Source organism: Serratia sp. 14-2641, assembly GCF_001692375.1.
Lineage (GTDB): Bacteria > Pseudomonadota > Gammaproteobacteria > Enterobacterales > Enterobacteriaceae > Chania > Chania fonticola_C.
Genome location: NZ_LXKR01000028.1, coordinates 154,710 through 176,574, shown reverse-complemented (window position 1 = coordinate 176,574; position 21,865 = coordinate 154,710). Strand labels below are relative to the sequence as shown.

Genomic DNA, 21,865 nt, shown 5'->3' with positions numbered 1-21,865 from the left:
GAGGGCGCGTCGTCGGCCTACTTCGCGGCCAGACGTTTTTCAATGGCGTCCATCAGCATGCTGGTGACGGAAACCGGGAATGCGGCTTCGATCTCACGGGCGCAGGTTGGGCTGGTGACGTTGATCTCGGTAAGGCGATCGCCGATCACGTCCAGGCCAACAAAGATCAGCCCTTTCTCTTTTAGCGTTGGAGCAACCGCGCGGGCTATTTTCCAGTCGCTTTCGCTCAGCGGGCGCGCTTCACCACGGCCACCGGCGGCCAGGTTACCACGGGTTTCGCCCTGGGCAGGGATACGCGCCAGGCAGTAAGGCACCGGTTCGCCATCCACCACCAGAATGCGTTTGTCCCCATCCTTGATGGCTGGCAGGAAGTTTTGCGCCATGCAGAAGCGGCTACCGTGCTCGGTCAGGGTTTCGATAATCACCGACAGGTTGGGGTCGTCCTGCTTCACGCGGAAGATCGAGGCTCCGCCCATGCCATCCAACGGCTTGAGGATGATGTCGCCGTGCTGCTGGTGGAATTTGCGGATATGAGCAGCGCTGCGGCTGACCAAGGTGTCTGGCGTCAGTTCCGGAAACCAGGCGGTGAACAGCTTTTCATTACAGTCACGCAGGCTCTGTGGCTTGTTGACCATCAGCGTGCCTTTCACTTCGGCCCGTTCCAGGATGTAGGTCGCATAGATGTATTCAGTGTCGAACGGCGGATCTTTGCGCATCAGGATCACGTCCAGATCCTGTAACGCCAGGTCCTGCTCGCTGCCAAAGCTGAACCAGCTCGCTTTGTCTTCTTTCACGTTCAGCAGGCGCGTGCGGGCACGGCCATCACCGGCATGCAGATAGAGATCGTTCATCTCCATATAATGCAGTTCCCAGCCGCGGCGCTGCGCTTCGAGCAGCATGGCAAAGCTGGTGTCTTTTTTGATATTGATGGATGCGATAGGGTCCATCACGATGCCGAGCTTGATCATCTCTTCTCCTTACGAACCTGTGAAGACAGGTCCTTAGCCCAGGTCGCCGAAACGGACCTGCAAAGCGGTAATTGCGGTGAGCGCGGTGGTTTCTGTACGCAAAACGCGTGGCCCCAGCAGGATATCAGTAAATCCATAGTCTGTGGTCATGGCAATTTCTTCGGCGGATAATCCGCCCTCCGGCCCAATGAGCAGACGTACGCTCATTACCGGCAACGGCAAGGTATTGATGCTTTGGCTGGCGCGTGGATGCAGGTTCAGCTTGAGGCTATCGTCCTGCTCGGCGCACCAGTGTTCCAGAGTCATCGCTGGGCGGATTTCCGGAATGCGGTTGCGGCCGCATTGCTCGCAGGCCGCGATGGCGATTTTTTGCCACTGCTGGAGCTTTTTCTCCAGGCGCTCACCGTCGAGTTTAACGCCGCAGCGCTCGGAAAATAGCGGAGTGATCACGTTCACCCCCAACTCAATGGATTTCTGGATGGTGAATTCCATCTTTTCGCCACGGGAGATCACCTGGCCAAGATGTAAGTTGAGTGGTGATTCGCGATCTTCCAGTTGCCCGGCGTTGATCTGAACCAGCACGTTCTTTTTATCCACCCGGGTGATTTCTGCCTCAAACACCTGGTTGCTGCCATCGAACAGTTGCAGTGCCTGCCCGGCGCTCATCCGCAGCACGCGGCCGACATGATTGGCGGCATCCTCGCTCAATGCAATTTCTGCACTCGCGCTCAAGGGCTCTGGATGGTAAATGCGGGGTTTACGCATAATGATTGTCAGATCCTGGCTCAATGAAACGGCGCTGCCGATGGGCAGCGCGAAAGCACTATAGTAGGTCAGCCTTTTTGCTGCTGACAAGCTTGTTGAATATAAGGGTTGTGATTCCCTTGTACTATGGCGATGCGTGCTTCACGTTGACATTCCCAGGCGCTGACCGGATATAGGCGGTTCCAGGCTTCAAACAGTTGGGTTTGCTGGCGTGAAAGCGGCAACTGGTAGCGATCGCGCATGTAGAAGTAGGTGCGTGCGATGGCACCTCGCGCACGGGCAGGTGGCTCGGCTTGCTTGTTTTTGAAGTCCACCTTCATTTGGCACTGTCCATATTGCCCTTCGCCACCCCGCCACTGGCTGTACATAAAGTTATTACGATCACCATTGACTTCACCGATGGCGGGTTGCAGGTTGTGCAGATCGATCTCTATCTGGCGATAAACCGGATCCTTGTTGCAGTTTTTACGCCCACCCTGTTGCCAGCACTGCAACTGATGGCCGAACTGCCAGGCCGGAACCACATGTTCCCACTCGATACGCCCGGCGCGTTGGGCATTTTTACGGACCTGATAGCCGCAGCTAGCGAGATCGGGAATGCCTTTCTTACCTTGCCAGTCGATCTTGCAGCCACAATAAAAGCTGCCTGGGGCGTCCTGGTTGATTTTGGCGGCAGCAGCCTTGGCCTGGGTAAAGTTATTAATCCCCTTGGCTAGCGTGCCGCTGGAGGCCATCAATACGACTAAAAATAAAATTTTGCGATGCATATTCCAAAACAGCTCAAAATTGGAAAGGCAGGCAGGGTAACGGAAGTCACCGACAGGTGCAAATAGAGATAATAGATTGTTTTAACTTATAAATATTATTGTTAACGGCTTTGGTTAACCGGAAAATGTCAGCTTTTCACCGCACTGGCGGCAGCGGTATTCGCTCTCGCCGCGCATCACCCGATTATGGCGGCGCAGGGTCAACTGATGCTGCTGGCAATCGCAGCGGTAGGGAAAGGTTTTGCTCTGTACCGAGCGGGTCTCAAACTGGTGGGTACGGCTGGCGGGAACCTGCAATACGTTTTCCATCATCCAGCGCCATTCCCGGCCATGCGGCGGCACGCGGCCAAACTGGCGGAACACCAGCAGGTGAGCCAACTCATGGGGGACCACTTCGTCGATAAACGGCTGTTGGTTTTCCATCAGCAGCACTGGGTTGAGGCGGATTTCCCAGGCTTGCAGCCAGGCGGTGCCCGCGCTGGTGCCGCGTTGCTGATACAGGATCTTGGGCTCTGGGAACTCGACGGCAAAATGCTGCCGCGCCAGCTGCAATTTGTCTCGCAGGCAGCGCATTACCGCCTGTTGCAGCGCAATGGGGATTCTTACTCTGTTCATAATGGCGCTAGCTTAAGCAATGATGCGGCGGCTGGCAACGGGAGCAGTAAGGAAATCGTTTCTAGATGGGCGCAGCTATTTTCCCACAATGATAAGCCGATCGACTCACTTCGATTGTAATCATTGTGTTAACTGCGGGATAATAATCCGTGCATGATGAGTCTGTACCCGCAGTTCTCACCGGATGAGGTCAGAAAAACATCGCCAGCGTTAAGTCCCTACGTTAATACAGGTTATTTTGCGATTTGGCGCAATAACTGACTACCTAAAAATACGTAAGGTGTGGGGAGTTTTTTTGACGCAGCGCGCCCCGAGCACGCTGGGTAAGTGTGAATTTAACGCAGCTGATGTTGCAAGTGAGAGATCAATGTCGAATAAACCGTTCCATTATCAAGATCCGTTCCCGCTGAAGAAAGACGATACCGAATACTATCTGCTAAGCCGTGACCACGTTTCCGTCGGCGAATTTGCCGGCCAGGAAGTCCTCAAGGTTGACCCGCAAGCCCTGACCCTGCTCGCCCAGCACGCTTTCCACGACGCCTCGTTCATGTTGCGCCCTGCGCACCAGCAGCAGGTGGCGGATATCCTCAATGACCCCGATGCCAGTGAAAACGACAAGTACGTTGCGCTGCAATTTTTGCGTAACTCAGAAATCGCCGCCAAGGGTATTTTGCCAACCTGCCAGGATACCGGCACGGCGATCATCATGGGTAAAAAGGGCCAGCGCGTCTGGACCGGTGGTGGGGACGAAGAAGCCCTGTCGCGTGGGGTATACAACACCTTTATCGAAGACAACCTGCGCTATTCGCAAAACGCCGCGCTGGATATGTACCAGGAGGTCAATACCGGCAGCAACCTGCCTGCGCAGATCGATCTCTACAGCGTAGATGGTGACGAGTATAAATTCCTGTGTATCGCCAAGGGCGGTGGTTCGGCCAACAAAACCTATCTGTATCAGGAAACCAAGGCGCTGCTGTCCCCAGGTAAGCTGAAAGACTATCTGGTCGACAAGATGCGTACTCTGGGCACCGCGGCCTGCCCACCGTACCACGTGGCCTTCGTGATTGGTGGCACTTCGGCGGAAGCCACGCTGAAGACCGTGAAGCTGGCTTCAACCAAATACTATGATGCGCTGCCAACCGAAGGCAACGAACATGGCCAGGCGTTCCGCGATGTGGCACTGGAAGAGGAACTGCTGAAAGAAGCCCAGAATTTGGGCCTGGGTGCACAGTTTGGCGGCAAATACTTTGCCCACGATGTGCGCGTAGTGCGTTTGCCACGCCACGGCGCTTCTTGCCCGGTGGGGATGGGGGTTTCCTGCTCCGCCGACCGTAATATCAAAGGCAAGATCAACCGTGAGGGGATCTGGCTGGAGAAACTGGAGCATAACCCAGGTAAATTTATTCCACAGGAACTGCGCCGCGCGGGTGAAGGGGAAGCGATCAAGGTGGACCTGAACCGCCCGATGGCCGATATTCTCAAGCAGCTGTCACAGTATCCGGTGTCTACCCGTCTTTCCCTGAGCGGCACCATCATCGTTGGGCGTGATATTGCCCATGCCAAGCTGAAAGAGCGTCTGGATCGTGGCGAAGGTTTACCGCAGTACGTTAAAGATCACCCGATCTACTACGCGGGCCCGGCCAAAACGCCAGAAGGCTATGCTTCAGGTTCTCTGGGGCCAACCACGGCAGGGCGCATGGACTCCTATGTCGATCTGTTGCAGTCACACGGCGGCAGCATGATCATGCTGGCCAAAGGTAACCGCAGCCAGCAGGTGACGGATGCCTGCCACAAGCACGGCGGATTCTATCTTGGCAGCATTGGTGGCCCGGCGGCGGTGCTGGCACAGCAGAGCATCAAGAGCCTGGAGTGTGTGGAATATCCTGAATTGGGTATGGAAGCTATCTGGAAAATCGAAGTGGAAGATTTCCCGGCCTTTATTCTGGTGGACGACAAAGGGAATGATTTCTTCCAGAAGATCCAGGAATCTCAATGCACGCGCTGTGTGAAGTAATCTGATTGATAGCCGCCCCTGGTGGGCGGCTTGTACTTTGAGTAACAAGCTGTGATGTTTGTGATGAATTCGTCAACCTTTGTAAAATAGTGTCGTCGCTTTGGACGCTCTAAATAAATCTGTATACCATTGCCGTGGACAATTTTGGCTAGGAAGAGTAATGGTGACGCAGGAAACGCATATCAAAGAATTACTGGTCTGGATAGAAAATAACCTACGCAATCCACTATCACTCGATATTGTTTGCGAAAAATCCGGCTACTCGAAATGGTATCTGCAGCGCATGTTCCGCCGACAGACCAACCTGCCACTTGCTGCTTATATCCGCGCCCGTCGCCTCTATCTGGCGGCCTTTTCATTACGCTTTACGCAGAAAAGCATTCTGGATATTTCGTTGGAATATCAGTTCGATTCCCAACAGACATTCTCACGCTGTTTCAAAAAACATTTCTCTGTCACACCTAGCGCCTACCGTAAGGCCCAGAATTGTGATTTCAGCCATCTGGTGCAATCGCTGTCGCTGAATCAACCTAGCGATATCTCTATTGATTATGTTGAGGTTAAACCAGATAGCTACTCGCTGGCCGGTCAGTATTATTCTTATCACATCGAGATTGAACAGTTGGGCGAATCCCACGCGGCAATTCGTGATGGAATAAAGGATCGTTTTTGTGACGAGTTTAGTTTAAATCCAGACAAACTTTATGCGCTAACCAATTTTACGCCGGATGGTGAACGGGTGAAGGTCGACTATTTTGTTGCGGTTGATAAAGCGATCGCCAAAGGTAAATCGTTGCCGGAACTTCCGGAAATCAGCGGCGGTTATTGTCGCTTTCGCTATGCTGGCAAACCGGTGGCCCTTCACGAACATATTGCCAGCGTTTATACCAAACTTCTGCCGCAGTTTAATCTGGTACGCCGGGAAGGGTACGATATTGCGCAGCATAGCTACTCGCTCGATGGTGACGAAGAGCTGTACCTGGAATATGAGTATCTCATCCCAATAGTGCCAGACAAAGCCTTCGCAGAGAAAACCAACCCGCGCTCCTGATTGCCGTTGCGGATGTAAATACCGCCCGAAACGGGCGATAATCAAAGACCTCGATCAGTGTGAACCAATCTCCCGTAACGGTTTCCCTGCCATCAGATTTCGCTCGATATGTTCCAGAGAAATATTTTTGGTTTCAGGTATCAGGGCAATGGTAATGAAGATAAAGACCAGGTTCAGCCCGGCATAGATCCAGAAGGTATGCGCGCTGCCCAGGCTGTTGAGCATCGTCAGGAAGGTGGCCCCCACGATCATGTTGGCGATCCAGTTTACCGTCGTTGAGCAGGTGATACCGAAATCACGGCCCTTAAGCGGTTGGATCTCTGAACACAATACCCAAATCAGCGGGCCGGCACTCATGGCAAAACCGACAATAAACATCAGCAACATCAGTATCGCGAAGTATTGAGCCGCAGGCGTATTCATGCCGATATTCATCATGGTACCCAATGTCCCCATGCCGATGGCCATCACCAGGAAGCCCAGCTTCAGCGTAGGTTTACGGCCCCAACGATCCACCAGGCCGATGGCAATAAAGGTTGCCAGCACGTTTACTAACCCGACGATCACCGTTCCCCACATTTGTTGCGCTGTACTGGCAAAACCGGCCAGATCGAAAATTTTCGGCGCGTAATACATAATGACATTCATGCCGGTGAACTGCTGCATAACCTGAAGCAATACGCCAAGATAGACCGCACGGCGGAAATTCTTGTTGTCTTTGAACAGTGCCCAACCGCTTTGCTTGATTTTCAGGCTTTCACGGATCTCATCCAGTTCGGCTTTCGCCTGTTCGGTCGTATCTCGCAGCATTTCCAGCACTTTCCTGGCTTCTGCATCACGTCCACGTGACGCTAACCAGCGAGGGCTGCGGGGCAGGAAGAACACGCCAACGAACAGCAACAAAGCCGGAAGGGTGATAATACCCAGCATCCAGCGCCATGAACCGCTGTAGCTGAAAGCCGTATCGGATAGATAAGCCCCCAGGATCCCTATCGTAATCATTAGCTGGTACATGGAAATCATGCTGCCGCGAATGCGTTCAGGCGCGATTTCAGAAAGGTACAGCGGGGCAGTGAAGGATGCGATGCCTACTGCCAGGCCGAGCAGAACGCGGGAAACCAGCAGAATGTCGTTGTTGGGGGCGAAAGCAGAGCAAAGCGAGCCAATGACAAACAGCACGGCGCCAATCATCAGGCTGTATTTGCGCCCCAGCCGGTAAGAGAGCCAGCCACTGCCGACAGCGCCAACTGCTGCACCGAACATCATTGAGCTCACCACCCATTCTTGTTGCTGGGAAGTGATTTGGAATTCATGAGCAATAAAAGGTAATGCTCCGGCGATCACGCCGATATCCAGCCCAAACAATAAGCCTGCCAGTGCTGCCAGAAAACAGACAAAGAAGGTCATTTGGGCATTCGATCTGCCTTTACTTGTTGATGATGTACTCATAACGGCCTCGGTTAACCAGATAGATGATTCGTTAATAGGCAATGTTATTGGTCTAGGTGATGATTTAACGTGCTATCGATCACATTTAGTGTAATCGGTTACACTCAATGTGTTTATGGCTTATGATTTAACATCATGAATATGAGATATTAAACTATGGTTTAAAATAGTATTGGTGATTTTATATGCAAATTTGTGTAATCGCTTTCATTTTGACCGGCCAATGATTTGTCATAGCCGAAGGATCGCGTCAGGTATTTAAATGGGTTGGCGGAGTTGGTTCTTCTGCTGCACGATATCGGCCATCACGGCCAGCGCGATCTCCGCCGGAGTTTTACTGCCAAGCGGCAGGCCGATCGGCGCATGGATACGGCCGAGTTCCTGTGGGCTGAATTCGGCGATCTGTTGCAGCCGCTGGCGGCGGCGATCGCTGTTCCGTTGGGAACCCATCGCGCCGATGTAAAACGCCGGGGTGTAGATCGCCTCCATCAGGGTTAAATCATCCATACGCGGATCGTGGGTCAGCGCCACAATCGCGGTGTTGGCGTGGCAACCGCCTGCCTCAATGAATTTGGCTGGGAACTGGCGTAGCAAGGTGATATGTGGTTTGAGCTGTGTGGCGAAGTTTTCCAACGCTTCCGGGCGGTTTTCGCATACCAACACTTCAAAGCCGAGTGCGCTGGCAAAGTCGGCGCAATACAGCGCGACGCTAGAAAGCCCGGCAATCAGCAGCCGAGGAGCGGCGGCGATGTGCAACTGGATCTCCTGTTGGTTGCGCACGACCTGGGTGGCGCTGGCAAAGCTGGTGGTTTCCAGCGCGCTACAGGCATTGGGCAAGGTCAGGTGCTTGACCAGGGCATGATGGCCAGCCAAGGCCTCGGCGATATTACGCAAGTAGCTAATGCTGGCAGGGCCTGCGGGCAGATGCTCGATCAATACGTCCAGCACGCCACCACAGGGCAGCGCCACGCTGGGGGTTAGCCCGCCAGCACCATAGCGGATCACCTGACTGGCGGCTTGATATTCCCCCTCAGCCAGACGGCGTAAGAAGTCTTCTTCCACGCAGCCACCGGATAACGATCCACAATAGTGTCCGTCGCGGGTAGCCACCATCAACGCGCCTGGAGAACGTGGTGATGAGCCGTACGTGTTCAATACGGTACACAGCCACACCGGCTGCTGTTCCAGCCAGTTGATTGCCTGGCCGACTACGGTGATATCAAGGTGTTGCATTAATTAATGGACTCATTCGCTACTAGCTGGGAAGGGAGATCGATATCTTGCACGATGCCCGGTTGGTCGAGATGGAGTAGGTAAACCTCCCCGTGACTGCGTAGCAGCTCTCGCGCACCATTATCGCCATGCAATGCACACAGTTGTTTGCGCAAAATGGCGGTGAACCCCACTGGATGGCCGGGTTGGTGCTGGAAACTGGGGCGAACGATGTTGTGTTGGCTCAGCGCGGCTGCTACCTGCACAAAGATCTGCGGCGAGACAAAAGGCATATCCGCTAAATGGATCAACCAGCCGTTCCAGTTTGCGGTTGCGGCAACGCCAGCGGCAATAGATTCACCCAGCCCACCGCTGGCCAGTACGGTGCAGGGAACCTGATATGCGGCACAAACCTGTTGCACCGGCAGGTTTTCTGGCCGGGTGACAACCTGCACCGGTAAACCGGAGGCTAGCGCCTGTTGCAGCGTATGTTCGAACACCGTCTTGCCCTGTAATAGGGCGTTAAGCTTGTTGCCACTGCCACCGGCCTGAATAAAACGCTCACCCCGCCCGGCGGCGGTAATCACGATACCTGTCGTCATCTCTTTTGCCCGCGTTTGCGCAAATCAGCCACACTATAGATGCATTACATGTTTCCAAGTGTTTCATTTTATGAAAACAAAATGTTAATACTCACATAATTTTGGTTATAAGCTTATGATTATAACGTCTTCGGCAAGGTTACCAGCGGTTGCGCAACAAAACCGATAAAAAACGACTTACCTCCAGCCTTCGGGTTAAGGCGCTAATGCCTGCATCTAGATGTTAGGGGGTAGATAAGAACGTAAAGGATATTTTATGAGCAATTTCAACCCGTCACGACGCCGTTTTATCAAGGGTGCCGTGATAGCGGGGGTGTCAGTCTACCTCGCGCCTCTTTACAGCCGCGCTTATGCCGCGCTGTTTGAGCAGAAGATCCTGCAATCGCCCAACTGGGATGCGCAGACTAAACGCATTCGCTACCGTATCGATGGCCGCTCCAAGGTCATGGGCCAGAAAGTGTTTGCCCGCGATATTCGTGCCGTTGATATGCCACACTGGCCGCAGCAGCAGGCTCATGCCTTTATTCTGCGCGCCACGAAAGCCGATCGTCTGTTTACCGGTATCGATCTCTCCTTGCTGGGTGACGATCTGCAACCGGATCGGATAGTGACGGCGGAAGATCTTGAGCGTGATGGTTTGGCCTTCCCGGCGTTTTATGGCGATGACATGCTGCTGCCCACAGGGAAAACCCCAGCCTATCTCGGCCATGCGGTGGCAATCCTGATCTATCATGATTTTGCTCGTTTCCGCTTTGCCAAAGACAAGCTGAAATTCCACGACGAAGTGATCCAGTATGGTACTGAAACCGGCCCGTTACAGCGCGATCCATGGGGCAGCTTCCGCTACGTGCGCGTCGGGGGCGAAAAGCCATTCGATGACGATCGCTTCTCCAGCCTGAAAGATACCCCTATCTTCCCACTTTCGATGCGCAGACATCTGCCGGTGTGGCCGGAAGGGCGTGAGGGCGGCAAGCTGGATCAGGAAGGCATGTATTACGCCGGGATGATTGCCGACCAACTGCAAACCCCACCGCAGGACTGGTTGGTAATGTCACGCCGCTATACCACGCAATCCGTTGATACTTCGGCCCTGGAGCCGGACAACGCCAATGGCTGGTTTGATACCGCCAGCCAGACCCTGCATCTGGTGATCCCGACCCAGTCCCCGCAGGAGGTAGCGGACGAAATGCCACGCATGTTGGCCAAACGTCATCAGCCGGTTAAACAGCTAATCCTGCACCCGTGCTACACCGTGGGTTACGGCTCGAAAGATCACTATAACTTCCCGTATTACGGTGCGGTTGCCGCGCTTTACGGTGACGGGCTACCGGTGCGGCTGGCTAATGACCGCTATGAGCAATTCCAGACCTCGATCAAACGCCATGCCTTCGATATGGATTACCGCATTGCGGTAGACAAACAGACCGGCGTATTGCAGGCCTTCCAAGGGGCAATGACCGCCGACGGTGGTGGGCGCTGTAACTTTACGCCATCGGTAGTGATGGTGGGGGCTACGGCGGCACAGTCGATTTACTACTTCCCGAAAAGCGATCTTTCCTCGGTCGGGCTGGCCTCTCGTGCCATCGATGCGGGTTCCGCACGCGGTTACGGCACGTTGCAAAGCATGGCCGCCACCGAGATGATGATGGACGAATTGGCACAAGAGCTGAAGCTCGATCCGATCGAGTTTCGTTTGCGCAACGTGCTTAAGTCCGGCATGAAAAATACCCAGGGTGCAATCCCGGCAGGGGCTATTCGCGCCGATGAAGTGCTGGTGAAAGCCTCACAACATGAGATGTGGCGCAAACGAGCCGAGCGTAAGGTGGAGTTTGAGAGTAAGAATCCTGGCAAACGCTATGGCGTAGGCTTTGGCTGCGTGCAGAAAGATTTTGGCACCGGGGCTGAAACCTCCTTTGCTCGTGTGGAGTTCAGCGAGGACGGGCGTATCTCGCTGTATCACAGCGGGGCCGAAATGGGCACCGGCATGTCAACATCGCAGTCGGTGCTATGTGCACAATGGCTGGGGAAACCGGCAGATGAGGCTCATTTCTCGGTGACCGATTGGTCCCTGTTGCCGATGGTGACCAGCGGCGATCCCTACACGATGTCGCAGGATGAGCAGGACAAGCTGCAAACCAACCCGAACTGGACACCAAGCTACTGTTCTCCTTCCAGCGCCAGCAATTCCGCTTACTATTTCTCGCACAGCACGCGTGAAGCGGCCCGGCTGGTGTTTGAACAGGGGCTGTGGCCTGCCGCGCTGTCTATCTGGCAGTCGGGTATAGGGGGTGGCCAGGCGGCACCGCTGGTGGTGCGTAAAGAAGATGCTCGCTGGGTGGAAGGTGGCCTGACGGCGGCCGGTATGCAGATATTGCCGTTTGAGCTGTTGGCGAAGAAAGCCTATCAGATGGGCAACCTGACCGGCGCGGTGGTGCATGTCTTCAACCGCTGGCAGTGGGCGGAAGCGGACTTCAAGCTGAATAATCACAGCGAGCGCCTGCCTGTCGACGGCTTGTCGATACGCACTGGCCATGGCGAGTTTAGCGCTCTGGAGCGTGAGCAGGTTTATTACCCGCCAACCCAGCGTAATAACGCCGCTGTGACCTATTACAGCGCCGTCGGTACGCTGACGGAAATAGCGGTGGATATCGCCACCGGCAAGGTCGAACTGCTGAATCATCATTCGATCATGGAGTGTGGCAACCTGATCGTGCCTGAGCTGGTTTCTGGCCAGTTGCAGGGCGGTTTGGCGATGGGGATCGGCCATGCGCTGCATGAGTATTTACCGCTGTACGAAGATGGGCCGGGTAACGGCACCTGGAACTTTAACCGTTACCATTTACCGCGCGCCAGCGATGTGGCGGTCTGGAAACAGACCGGTGACATCCTGCCTGCGCTGTCGGAAACCGATCCGCCGAAAGGAATGGCGGAAGTCGTCATGATCCCGGTGGTCGCTGCACTGGTTAACGCCATTGCCCATGCCACCGGTCATCGTTTCCGTGATTTGCCCGTCCGTGCCGAAAATATTCTTGAGGTGTTACCATGAGCATTAAAACCCAACCCATTACCCTGACCATTAACGGCAAACAATATGGCCCTATCGAGGTACCGGAAGGGCTGATGATGATCGATTTTCTGCATGAATATCTCGATCTGACTGGCTCACGTCTCGGCTGCGGGCAGGGTATTTGCCACGCCTGCGTGGCGATCCTCGACCATCCAAGTGGCACCAGCGAAGAAATCCGTACCTGTATCACCGGTGCTCACTTTTTCAATGGCAAACAGGTACGCACCATCGAAGGCGTTGCGCAGGTGGATAATCAGGGCGAAGTGGTTGAACTCTCGCCTATCCAGCAGTCGTTCCTCGATCACTACAGCTTCCAGTGTGGCTATTGCACGCCGGGCTTTGTCAATGCGGCCACCATCTTTGTCGAGAAGCTCAAGCGTGAGCCAATCCTGCGTGACCAGTTGGAAGGCGCGATTGAGCAGGCGTTGGAAAACCATATCTGCCGCTGTACCGGCTATGTCCGTTATTACGAGGCGGTGCGTGACGTGGTGCTGAAAACCCCAGGCCTGCTGAAGGAGACGGCGTAATGAAAAAACGTCTCGCATTGTTGATTGTGCTGATTGCGGCGATTGTCATCGCTGTGCTGTGGTGGCGGGAAAACCGCAGCTACGACGGCCCAGTCCAGCAGGTTACCGCCAGCAGCGAACAGATTGCCCGTGGGCGTTACCTGACGCAGGCTGCCGACTGTGCCGCCTGTCATACCGCCGCTGGTGGGGCACCGCTGGCGGGAGGCTATCCGCTGGATACCCCGTTCGGCACCATTTATGGCAGCAACTTGACGCCTTCTGCCGATCAGGGTATTGGCCGCTGGACCAAGGATGATTTCTTCCTGGCGTTGACGCAGGGGGTGGCTCCGGGTGGCCGCCATCTGTACCCGGCGATGCCTTATACCTCCTACAAAGGCATTTCGCGTGAGGATGCGGATGCTATTTATGCCTATCTGATGTCGCGCCCGGCTGTGGATGTGGCCATTCCAGCCAACGATATGCCATTCCCGTTCAACCAGCGGATGGCGTTGATCGGTTGGAATTTGCTATTCCGCAACAGCGATCCGTTACCGGCCAGCTCGCAGGGGAACTCCGCCGAATGGCAGCGTGGCCGTTACCTGTCTGACGTGCTTGGCCACTGTGGTGAATGCCATACGCCACGGGGCATGCTGGGGCAGATGGAACTGAGCAAGCCGATGCAGGGCGGCGATCTGGGGCGGTTTATCGCGCCGGATATCACGCCACAGGCTTTGGCTCAGCGCGGCTGGACGCCAGAGGATCTAAGCCGTTTCCTCAGCACCGGGTTAGCGCCGCAGGGCTCGGCGTTTAGCGAAATGCACATGGTCGTCGATCTCAGCACTCGTCATTTGACGCCGGAAGATCATCGGGCGTTGGTGACCTACCTGATGGGCGACAAGCCACCACAGCCGGTTGCCGCTAAAATCGGGCAGGGCAGCGATGCCGGGCGTATCACCTATCTCGATCAGTGTTCCGCCTGCCATGAGCGTGATGGTGCAGGTATACCGCATGTTGCGGTAGCGATGCGTGATAACGCCACGCTGCGCCAACCAGACGGCAAGAACCTGATCGTTTCGGTGCTGGACGGGCTACCAGCGCAGCAGTTCCCCGGCAACGAAAGTATGCAGAGCATGCCGGGCTTTGCCGATCGTCTGGATGATGCGCAAATTGCCGAGCTGGTGAATTACCTGCGTGTCACTTGGGGTGGGCTGCCAGCGGATATCACCGCAGAGCAGGTGAAGGCTCTGCGCAACGCCCATTAATAGTGAAGAAAAACAATAGGCCCGCATGCGGGCCTATTGATCGTCAACAACGATATCAGTGGGTATTGGTCGCGCTTACAGCACGTTGCCCGCGCTGCTTGATGAAGTAACCGATGCCAAGAATAGCGAGCCATACTGGGATCAGCAGCACGGAAATCTGGATCCCCGGTGTCAGATACATGATCACCAGAATGGCGGCCAAAAAGGCCAGGCACAGATAGTTACTGAACGGATACCAGAAGGCCTTGAACTTCGGCTCGACGCCTTCATGGTTTTTCGCCTTGCGGAATTTCAGGTGTGCCAGGCTGATCATCGCCCAGTTGATCACCAGGGCAGACACCACCAGCGCCATCAGCAGCTCAAAGGCACGGCCTGGGATCAGGTAGTTAATCAGCACGCACAGCGCGGTTGCCAACGCAGAGAAACCGATGGCAACTACCGGCACACCGCGGCTATCCACTTTCAGCAGGGCTTTCGGGCCATTACCTTGTTTGGCCAAACCGTACAGCATGCGGCTGTTGCAATAGACGCAGCTGTTGTAGACCGACAGCGCAGCCGTCAGCACCACGATATTGAGCACCGTTGCGACCATATTGCTGTTCAGCGCATGGAAGATCAGCACGAACGGGCTGCCGCCTTCGACCACTTTGCCCCACGGATAGAGTGACAGCAGAATAGTCAGCGAACCGATATAGAACAGCAGGATGCGGTAGATCACTTGGTTGGTGGCTTTCGGGATGCTTTTTTCCGGGTTATCGGCTTCGGCGGCGGTAATACCCACCAGCTCCAATCCACCGAAGGAGAACATGATCACCGCCATCGCCATGAGCAGCCCCATGGTACCGTTCGGGAAGAACCCACCCTGGGCCCACAGGTTGGTGACGCTGGCTTCCGGGCCGCCGAGGCCGCTGAACAGCAGGTAGGCGCCAAAGACGATCATGCCGATGATGGCGACTACTTTGATGATGGCGAACCAGAACTCCATTTCACCATAGACCTTCACACTCGACAGGTTGATGGCGTTGATGGCCAGGAAGAACACGGCAGCGGAGATCCAGGTTGGGATCTCCGGCCACCAGTACTGCACGTAAATGCCCACCGCGGTCAGTTCCGCCATGGCAACCAGCACGTACAGCACCCAGTAGTTCCAGCCGGACGCGAAACCGGCAAAGTTCCCCCAGTATTTATAGGCGAAGTGGCTGAAAGAACCGGCCACCGGCTCTTCTACCACCATTTCACCCAGTTGACGCATGATCAGGAAGGCAATAAAACCGCCAATTGCATAACCAAGGATGACCGACGGACCGGCCATTTTTATTGTTTGAGCGATACCGAGGAACAGGCCGGTACCTATTGCGCCACCTAAGGCGATCAGCTGGATATGGCGGTTTTTCAGGCCGCGCTTTAGCTGGTCGCCATGCTGTTGACCATCCATCAATGAAACCCTCTGTGCTGACATAATGCTCATTACCGTAAAGTAATGATTACGATGTGTGTTGTTTTTTGTTTACGACGTTATAGCTATAAATTCCACGGCGTCGCTACCGTTTGGCAGAGAATAATGGTATGTGCGAAAGTTTGCACCTGCTTTGTTGTTCGAATGATGAAGATTGCAGCAGTTTAGGCAACAAAATGCGGGTTGTGTGACGAGCGGGGGGATTGCGTGCACGAAATAAGCAATAACTCACAGAATTGGCAAAAATAATCGCCATTGTTGTTGTTTTTTTGTTAACGGAGAGGGGCTGGGTAAGCGGTAGTAAAGCGAAAATAACCCTTAATCTCCTTGCCATATAACCCCGGCATTCTTCTAACCAGAGGTTTCACAAAAGTTAAATTCGGCGACTACCTCGTAAATGGTATTACCAACGCTGAGTTGCCGGTTTGCAAAGGCTTATGGATTGAAGTGTTAAAATGTGCGGCATTCATGATTTCGATCAAGGCCCATATGGACAGGAGGTGAATACTTTGTTACTTTACCGTCACGTTTTTGAAATTGGTATTACCAATTGACTCCGGGCACTTCGCAGAGAAGAAATCACCCATGGCCTACAGCAAAATCCGCCAACCCAAGTTGTCAGATGTTATCGAGCAGCAGCTCGAATACCTGATCCTCGAGGGTACGCTACGTCCAGGCGAAAAGCTGCCTCCAGAGCGCGAGCTGGCGAAACAGTTTGATGTTTCCCGTCCTTCTCTGAGAGAGGCAATTCAGCGTCTGGAAGCTAAAGGGCTGCTCCTGCGTCGCCAGGGAGGCGGCACCTTTGTACAAACTAATCTGTGGCAGAGCTTCAGCGATCCGCTGGCTGAACTGCTGGCCGATCACCCTGAATCACAATTCGACCTGCTCGAAACCCGTCATGCCCTCGAAGGTATCGCTGCCTATTATGCGGCGTTGCGTGGGACTGACGAAGATCTGGCGCGCATCCGCGACTGCCATCATGTGATCCAGCAAGCTCAGGACAGTGGCGATCTAGACGCCGAAGCCGACGCGGTCATGCAATACCAAATTGCCGTGACCGAGGCTGCCCACAACGTTGTGTTACTCCATCTGCTGCGCTGTATGGGCCCGATGCTGGAACAGAACGTTCGTCAGAACTTTGAATTGCTCTACTCGCGCCGTGAGATGTTGGCAACAGTGAGTAGCCATCGCGCCGGGATCTTTGAGGCGATTGTGGCACGCGAACCTGAAAAGGCCCGTGAAGCCTCGCACCGCCATTTGGCGTTTATCGAGGAAATTTTGCTGGATCTCAGCAGGGAACACACCCGGCGTGATCGATCGCTGCGGCGTCTCCAGCAACGCAAGGATTAAGAGTGGTTCTCTTCAAGGCACACCAGCTTGTAGAGATAAAGCTCGGAGTGCTTAGTTAAGTACTTAAGCGGCAACCAAACTGATGAGCCTGTCTTCGTGCGTTTTATGACAGAACGCACGAAGACAGGCTCCAAACAAACCATTAGACAGATAAGGAATACCACCATGTCAGAACGTTTAAACAATGACGTGGATCCGATCGAAACCCGCGACTGGCTGCAGGCGATCGAATCGGTCATCCGTGAAGAGGGTGTTGAACGCGCTCAGTTCCTGATTGATCAGGTGCTGGGAGAAGCCCGCAAGGGCGGTGTTAGCGTTGCAGCGGGTGCTGCGGCTAACAACTACGTCAACACCATCGCGGTAGAAGACGAACCGGCATACCCGGGCAACCTGGATCTGGAGCGTCGTATTCGTTCTGCTATCCGTTGGAACGCCGTGATGACCGTATTGCGTGCTTCCAAGAAAGATCTGGATCTGGGCGGCCATATGGCTTCCTTCCAATCTTCTGCGACCTTCTATGAAGTCTGCTTTAACCACTTCTTCCGTGCTCGCAACGAGAAAGACGGCGGCGATCTGGTTTACTTCCAGGGCCACATCTCTCCGGGCGTTTATGCACGTGCCTTCCTTGAAGGCCGCCTGACCGAAGATCAAATGAACAACTTCCGTCAGGAAGTGCACGGTAAAGGCCTGTCCTCTTACCCGCATCCAAAACTGATGCCTGAATTCTGGCAGTTCCCGACCGTCTCCATGGGTCTGGGCCCGATCAGCGCCATCTATCAGGCCAAGTTCCTCAAGTATCTGGAACACCGTGGTCTGAAAGACACCTCTGGCCAGACCGTTTATGCCTTCCTGGGCGACGGCGAGATGGACGAACCAGAATCCAAAGGTGCGATCACCATCGCAACCCGTGAGAAGCTGGACAACCTGGTCTTCGTCATCAACTGTAACCTGCAACGTCTGGACGGCCCGGTCACCGGTAACGGCAAGATCATCAACGAGCTGGAAGGCATCTTCGCAGGTGCTGGCTGGCAGGTGCTGAAAGTGATCTGGGGCGGTCGTTGGGATGAACTGCTGCGTAAAGATACCAGCGGCAAGCTGATCCAACTGATGAACGAAACTCTGGACGGCGACTACCAGACCTTCAAATCCAAAGATGGCGCTTACGTGCGTGAGCACTTCTTCGGCCGCTTCCCAGAAACCGCCGCGCTGGTCAAAGATATGACCGACGACGAAATCTGGGCGCTGAACCGTGGTGGTCACGATCCGAAGAAAGTCTTTGCTGCACTGAAAAAAGCGCAGGATACCCAAGGCAAACCAACCGTGATCCTGGCCCATACCATCAAAGGTTACGGCATGGGTGAAACTGCGGAAGGTAAGAACATCGCTCACCAGGTGAAGAAAATGAACATGGAAGGGGTTCACCACTTCCGCGATCGTTTCAACGTGCCAGTGGCCGATGCCGATATCGAAAAACTGCCATACATCACCTTCGAGAAAGAGTCCGAAGAGTACAAGTATCTGCACGAACGCCGTCAGGCGCTGCAAGGCTATGTACCGACTCGTCTGCCGAACTTCACCGAGAAGCTGGAAATGCCAGCTCTGGAAGATTTCAGCTCACTGCTGGAAGAGCAGAACAAAGAAATTTCTACCACCATCGCCTTTGTGCGTGCCCTGAACGTGATGTTGAAGAACAAGTCGATCAAAGATCGCCTGGTGCCAATCATCGCCGACGAAGCGCGTACCTTCGGTATGGAAGGTCTGTTCCGTCAGATCGGTATCTATAGCCCGAACGGCCAGCAGTACACCCCGCAGGACCGTGAGCAGGTTGCATACTATAAAGAAGACGAGAAAGGCCAGATCCTGCAGGAAGGTATCAACGAACTGGGTGCAGCCTCTTCCTGGTTGGCCGCAGCGACTTCCTACAGCACCAACGATCTGCCAATGATCCCGTTCTACATCTACTACTCCATGTTCGGTTTCCAACGTATCGGCGACCTGTGCTGGGCAGCGGGTGACCAACAGGCGCGTGGCTTCCTGATCGGCGGGACTTCAGGGCGTACTACCCTGAACGGCGAAGGTCTGCAACACGAAGATGGCCACAGCCACATTCAGTCTCTGACCATCCCTAACTGCATCTCTTACGATCCGGCTTACGCGTATGAAGTCGCGGTGATCATGCATGACGGCCTGGTGCGTATGTACGGTGACGCGCAAGAAAACGTCTACTACTACCTGACCACGCTGAACGAAAACTACCACATGCCAGCCATGCCGCAGGGCGCAGAAGAGGGTATCCGTAAAGGTATCTACAAGCTGGAAACTCTGGAAGGTAGCAAAGGTAAAGTACAGCTGTTGGGCTCCGGTGCGATCCTGCGTCATGTGCGTGAAGCTGCGCAGATCCTGGCGAAAGACTACGGCGTGGGTTCTGACACCTACAGCGTAACTTCCTTCACCGAACTGGCGCGTGATGGTCAGGACTGTGAGCGTTGGAACATGCTGCACCCAACCGAAACCCCACGTGTGCCTTACATCGCTCAGGTGATGAACGAGGCGCCAGCGGTAGCGTCTACCGACTACATGAAGCTGTTCGCAGAGCAGGTTCGTACTTTCGTACCAGCCAGCGATTATCGCGTACTGGGTACTGACGGCTTCGGTCGTTCAGACAGCCGCGAAAACCTTCGTCACCACTTCGAAGTTGATGCTTCCTACGTGGTGGTTGCTGCTCTGGGTGAACTGGCTAAACGCGGTGAAATTGAAGCTTCTGTGGTCGCTGATGCGATTAAGAAATTCGACATCAACCCAGAAAAAGTTAACCCGCGTCTGGCATAAGAGGTACTGAACAATGTCTATCGAAATCAAAGTGCCGGACATCGGTGCAGATGAAGTTGAAATCACCGAGATCCTGGTGAAGGTTGGCGATAAGGTTGAAGTTGAACAATCGCTGATCACCGTGGAAGGCGACAAAGCCTCCATGGAAGTGCCTTCGCCGCAGGCTGGCGTGGTGAAAGAGATCAAAGTTGCCGTCGGTGATAAAACCGAGACGGGCAAACTGCTGATGATCTTTGAAGCAGAAGGTGCGGCCGCTGCCGCACCAGCCGCCAAGGCAGAAGAAAAACCGGCCGCGGCTCCTGCCGCTGCCGCAGCCAAAGACGTTGAAGTACCGGACATCGGTGCGGACGAAGTTGAAGTCACCGAGATCCTGGTGAAAGTTGGCGATACCGTGACTGCCGAGCAGTCTCTGATCACCGTAGAAGGCGACAAGGCTTCTATGGAAGTGCCTGCGCCATTCGCCGGTACCGTGAAAGAGATCAAAATCAACACCGGTGACAAAGTGAAAACCGGTTCCCTGATTATGGTCTTCGAAGTGGCTGGCGCGGCTTCTGCTGCCCCTGCTGCTGCGGCTACCCAGGCGGCACCGGCTGCTGCCCCTGCGGCAAGCGCGGCGAAAAACGTCGAAGTGCCAGACATTGGCGGCGACGAAGTAGAAGTGACCGAAGTGATGGTGAAAGTGGGCGATAAAGTTGCCGCTGAGCAGTCACTGATCACCGTTGAAGGTGACAAGGCTTCTATGGAAGTTCCGGCTCCGTTCGCGGGCACCGTGAAAGAAATTAAAATCGCAACCGGGGACAAAGTGAAAACCGGTTCTCTGATCATGGTGTTCGAAGTGGAAGGCGCTGCACCAGCACCTGCCGCTGCTCCGGCCCAGAAAGCAGAAGCTGCTCCGGCTCCAGCCAAGCAGGAAGCTAAAGCGGCTGCACCTGCTGCTGGTAAAGGCGAGTTCGCTGAAAACGACGCCTACGTTCACGCTACCCCAGTCATCCGCCGCTTGGCGCGTGAGTTTGGTGTTAACCTGGCGAAAGTGAAGGGCACCGGTCGTAAAGGCCGTATCCTGCGCGAAGACGTTCAGGCTTACGTGAAAGACGCGGTCAAACGCGCCGAAGCCGCTCCTGCCGCTACCGGTGGTGGCCTGCCAGGCATGCTGCCGTGGCCGAAAGTGGACTTCAGCAAGTTTGGTGAGATCGAAGAAGTTGAACTGGGCCGCATCCAGAAAATCTCTGGTGCCAACCTGAGCCGCAACTGGGTGATGATCCCGCACGTGACTCACTTCGACAAGACCGATATCACCGATCTGGAAGCGTTCCGTAAGCAGCAGAACGACGAAGCTGCCAAGCGTAAGCTGGACGTGAAGTTCACCCCGGTGGTGTTCATCATGAAAGCCGTTGCCGCTGCCCTGGAGCAGATGCCACGCTTCAACAGCTCACTGTCCGAAGACGGCCAGAAGCTGACGCTGAAGAAATACATCAACATCGGTGTGGCGGTAGATACGCCAAATGGCCTGGTGGTTCCGGTATTCAAGGATGTGAACAAGAAGAGCATCACTGAGCTGTCCCGTGAACTGATGGCGATCTCCAAAAAAGCGCGTGACGGTAAGTTGACCGCAGGCGAAATGCAGGGCGGTTGCTTCACCATCTCCAGCCTGGGCGGTATCGGGACTACTCACTTCGCGCCGATTGTTAACGCGCCGGAAGTGGCTATCCTGGGTGTCTCCAAGTCTGCGATGGAGCCGGTCTGGAATGGTAAAGAGTTCACGCCGCGTCTGATGATGCCAATGTCGCTCTCCTTCGACCACCGGGTGATTGACGGTGCTGATGGTGCGCGCTTTATCACCATCATCAACAACATGCTGGCCGACATTCGCCGTCTGGTGATGTAATGAAAAAAGGGCGCAGCATGCTGCGCCCTTAGTAATTCAGTAGCAGTTTTGTCGGGTTTTGCATGAC

16 protein-coding genes are annotated in these 21,865 nt (G+C 54.6%); 8 read left to right on the top strand and 8 right to left on the bottom strand.

Annotated elements, in window-relative coordinates; translation table 11 throughout:
• Nucleotides 1–17: 17 nt before the first annotated feature.
• The 4 genes from gshB to A6U95_RS11275 form a co-directional block, all read right to left on the bottom strand.
• Nucleotides 18–968 (bottom strand): glutathione synthase, encoded by a 951-nt coding sequence (gene gshB, locus A6U95_RS11290; protein ID WP_065684551.1) that lies wholly within the window; start codon nucleotides 966–968, stop codon nucleotides 18–20.
• A 33-nt stretch (nucleotides 969–1,001) separates the two neighbouring features.
• The gene (gene rsmE / locus A6U95_RS11285) at nucleotides 1,002–1,733 is read right to left on the bottom strand and encodes a 16S rRNA (uracil(1498)-N(3))-methyltransferase (RefSeq protein ID WP_065684800.1); all 732 of its coding nucleotides are present in this window, start codon (nucleotides 1,731–1,733) and stop codon (nucleotides 1,002–1,004) included.
• A 68-nt stretch (nucleotides 1,734–1,801) separates the two neighbouring features.
• Nucleotides 1,802–2,500 (bottom strand): deoxyribonuclease I, encoded by a 699-nt coding sequence (endA, locus tag A6U95_RS11280; protein ID WP_065684550.1) that lies wholly within the window; start codon nucleotides 2,498–2,500, stop codon nucleotides 1,802–1,804.
• Between the two features lie 114 nt (nucleotides 2,501–2,614).
• On the bottom strand, nucleotides 2,615–3,115 hold the full coding sequence (locus A6U95_RS11275) for a SprT family zinc-dependent metalloprotease (RefSeq protein ID WP_021806282.1): 501 nt from the start codon (nucleotides 3,113–3,115) through the stop codon (nucleotides 2,615–2,617).
• A 367-nt stretch (nucleotides 3,116–3,482) separates the two neighbouring features.
• On the opposite strand from A6U95_RS11275, the gene fumA reads away from it, so the two are divergent.
• The gene (gene fumA / locus A6U95_RS11270; RefSeq protein WP_024484031.1) at nucleotides 3,483–5,129 is read left to right on the top strand and encodes a class I fumarate hydratase FumA; all 1,647 of its coding nucleotides are present in this window, start codon (nucleotides 3,483–3,485) and stop codon (nucleotides 5,127–5,129) included.
• A gap of 160 nt (nucleotides 5,130–5,289) precedes the next feature.
• Nucleotides 5,290–6,180 (top strand): helix-turn-helix domain-containing protein, encoded by an 891-nt coding sequence (locus A6U95_RS11265; RefSeq protein WP_065684549.1) that lies wholly within the window; start codon nucleotides 5,290–5,292, stop codon nucleotides 6,178–6,180.
• 54 nt (nucleotides 6,181–6,234) lie between these two features.
• Here A6U95_RS11265 and A6U95_RS11260 read toward each other — a convergent pair whose 3' ends face one another.
• The 3 genes from A6U95_RS11260 to A6U95_RS11250 all read right to left on the bottom strand — a co-directional run bounded on the left by A6U95_RS11260 (nucleotide 6,235) and on the right by A6U95_RS11250 (nucleotide 9,443).
• Nucleotides 6,235–7,629 carry a sugar porter family MFS transporter gene (locus A6U95_RS11260; RefSeq protein WP_065684548.1) on the bottom strand — a complete coding sequence of 465 codons (1,395 nt, stop codon included), beginning with the start codon at nucleotides 7,627–7,629 and terminating at the stop codon, nucleotides 6,235–6,237.
• 258 nt (nucleotides 7,630–7,887) lie between these two features.
• Nucleotides 7,888–8,862, bottom strand: coding sequence for an XdhC family protein (locus A6U95_RS11255; protein ID WP_065684547.1), 975 nt, complete (start codon nucleotides 8,860–8,862; stop codon nucleotides 7,888–7,890).
• Nucleotides 8,862–9,443: a nucleotidyltransferase family protein gene (locus tag A6U95_RS11250; RefSeq protein ID WP_065684546.1), complete on the bottom strand. Its 582-nt coding sequence runs from the start codon at nucleotides 9,441–9,443 to the stop codon at nucleotides 8,862–8,864. The genes A6U95_RS11255 and A6U95_RS11250 overlap by 1 nt, the downstream gene beginning before the upstream one ends.
• A 256-nt stretch (nucleotides 9,444–9,699) precedes the next feature.
• Between A6U95_RS11250 and A6U95_RS11245 the strand changes: the two genes are divergently transcribed.
• From A6U95_RS11245 to A6U95_RS11235, 3 genes are read left to right on the top strand one after another with little or no spacing between them, the layout of a single operon-like run.
• Nucleotides 9,700–12,489, top strand: coding sequence for a molybdopterin cofactor-binding domain-containing protein (locus tag A6U95_RS11245; protein ID WP_065684545.1), 2,790 nt, complete (start codon nucleotides 9,700–9,702; stop codon nucleotides 12,487–12,489).
• Nucleotides 12,486–13,037 (top strand): (2Fe-2S)-binding protein, encoded by a 552-nt coding sequence (locus A6U95_RS11240; RefSeq protein ID WP_065684544.1) that lies wholly within the window; start codon nucleotides 12,486–12,488, stop codon nucleotides 13,035–13,037. The genes A6U95_RS11245 and A6U95_RS11240 overlap by 4 nt, the downstream gene beginning before the upstream one ends.
• Nucleotides 13,037–14,278, top strand: a complete 1,242-nt coding sequence (locus tag A6U95_RS11235; RefSeq protein ID WP_024528346.1) for a cytochrome c — start codon at nucleotides 13,037–13,039, stop codon at nucleotides 14,276–14,278. Before A6U95_RS11240 ends, A6U95_RS11235 begins: the two co-directional genes overlap by 1 nt.
• Nucleotides 14,279–14,333: 55 nt before the next feature.
• Here A6U95_RS11235 and A6U95_RS11230 read toward each other — a convergent pair whose 3' ends face one another.
• Nucleotides 14,334–15,713, bottom strand: a complete 1,380-nt coding sequence (locus tag A6U95_RS11230) for an amino acid permease (protein WP_065684543.1) — start codon at nucleotides 15,711–15,713, stop codon at nucleotides 14,334–14,336.
• A 606-nt stretch (nucleotides 15,714–16,319) separates the two neighbouring features.
• Between A6U95_RS11230 and pdhR the strand changes: the two genes are divergently transcribed.
• The 3 genes from pdhR to aceF all read left to right on the top strand — a co-directional run bounded on the left by pdhR (nucleotide 16,320) and on the right by aceF (nucleotide 21,798).
• The gene (gene pdhR, locus A6U95_RS11225; RefSeq protein WP_021179689.1) at nucleotides 16,320–17,084 is read left to right on the top strand and encodes a pyruvate dehydrogenase complex transcriptional repressor PdhR; all 765 of its coding nucleotides are present in this window, start codon (nucleotides 16,320–16,322) and stop codon (nucleotides 17,082–17,084) included.
• A 165-nt stretch (nucleotides 17,085–17,249) separates the two neighbouring features.
• Nucleotides 17,250–19,913 (top strand): pyruvate dehydrogenase (acetyl-transferring), homodimeric type, encoded by a 2,664-nt coding sequence (gene aceE, locus A6U95_RS11220; RefSeq protein WP_024528344.1) that lies wholly within the window; start codon nucleotides 17,250–17,252, stop codon nucleotides 19,911–19,913.
• Between the two features lie 13 nt (nucleotides 19,914–19,926).
• On the top strand, nucleotides 19,927–21,798 hold the full coding sequence (gene aceF / locus A6U95_RS11215; RefSeq protein WP_065684542.1) for a pyruvate dehydrogenase complex dihydrolipoyllysine-residue acetyltransferase: 1,872 nt from the start codon (nucleotides 19,927–19,929) through the stop codon (nucleotides 21,796–21,798).
• Nucleotides 21,799–21,865 lie beyond the last annotated feature (67 nt).

What these genes read in the sequence shown, in the direction of transcription:
- gshB (WP_065684551.1), bottom strand. Translation starts at nt 968, where the DNA reads ATGATCAAGCTCGGCATCGTGATGGACCCTATCGCATCCATCAATATC.
- rsmE (WP_065684800.1), bottom strand. Translation starts at nt 1,733, where the DNA reads ATGCGTAAACCCCGCATTTACCATCCAGAGCCCTTGAGCGCGAGTGCA.
- endA (WP_065684550.1), bottom strand. Translation starts at nt 2,500, where the DNA reads ATGCATCGCAAAATTTTATTTTTAGTCGTATTGATGGCCTCCAGCGGC.
- A6U95_RS11245 (WP_065684545.1), top strand. Translation starts at nt 9,700, where the DNA reads ATGAGCAATTTCAACCCGTCACGACGCCGTTTTATCAAGGGTGCCGTG.
- A6U95_RS11250 (WP_065684546.1), bottom strand. Translation starts at nt 9,443, where the DNA reads ATGACGACAGGTATCGTGATTACCGCCGCCGGGCGGGGTGAGCGTTTT.
- A6U95_RS11230 (WP_065684543.1), bottom strand. Translation starts at nt 15,713, where the DNA reads ATGGATGGTCAACAGCATGGCGACCAGCTAAAGCGCGGCCTGAAAAAC.
- A6U95_RS11265 (WP_065684549.1), top strand. Translation starts at nt 5,290, where the DNA reads ATGGTGACGCAGGAAACGCATATCAAAGAATTACTGGTCTGGATAGAA.
- A6U95_RS11255 (WP_065684547.1), bottom strand. Translation starts at nt 8,862, where the DNA reads ATGCAACACCTTGATATCACCGTAGTCGGCCAGGCAATCAACTGGCTG.
- A6U95_RS11275 (WP_021806282.1), bottom strand. Translation starts at nt 3,115, where the DNA reads ATGAACAGAGTAAGAATCCCCATTGCGCTGCAACAGGCGGTAATGCGC.
- aceE (WP_024528344.1), top strand. Translation starts at nt 17,250, where the DNA reads ATGTCAGAACGTTTAAACAATGACGTGGATCCGATCGAAACCCGCGAC.
- A6U95_RS11235 (WP_024528346.1), top strand. Translation starts at nt 13,037, where the DNA reads ATGAAAAAACGTCTCGCATTGTTGATTGTGCTGATTGCGGCGATTGTC.
- fumA (WP_024484031.1), top strand. Translation starts at nt 3,483, where the DNA reads ATGTCGAATAAACCGTTCCATTATCAAGATCCGTTCCCGCTGAAGAAA.
- A6U95_RS11240 (WP_065684544.1), top strand. Translation starts at nt 12,486, where the DNA reads ATGAGCATTAAAACCCAACCCATTACCCTGACCATTAACGGCAAACAA.
- aceF (WP_065684542.1), top strand. Translation starts at nt 19,927, where the DNA reads ATGTCTATCGAAATCAAAGTGCCGGACATCGGTGCAGATGAAGTTGAA.
- pdhR (WP_021179689.1), top strand. Translation starts at nt 16,320, where the DNA reads ATGGCCTACAGCAAAATCCGCCAACCCAAGTTGTCAGATGTTATCGAG.
- A6U95_RS11260 (WP_065684548.1), bottom strand. Translation starts at nt 7,629, where the DNA reads ATGAGTACATCATCAACAAGTAAAGGCAGATCGAATGCCCAAATGACC.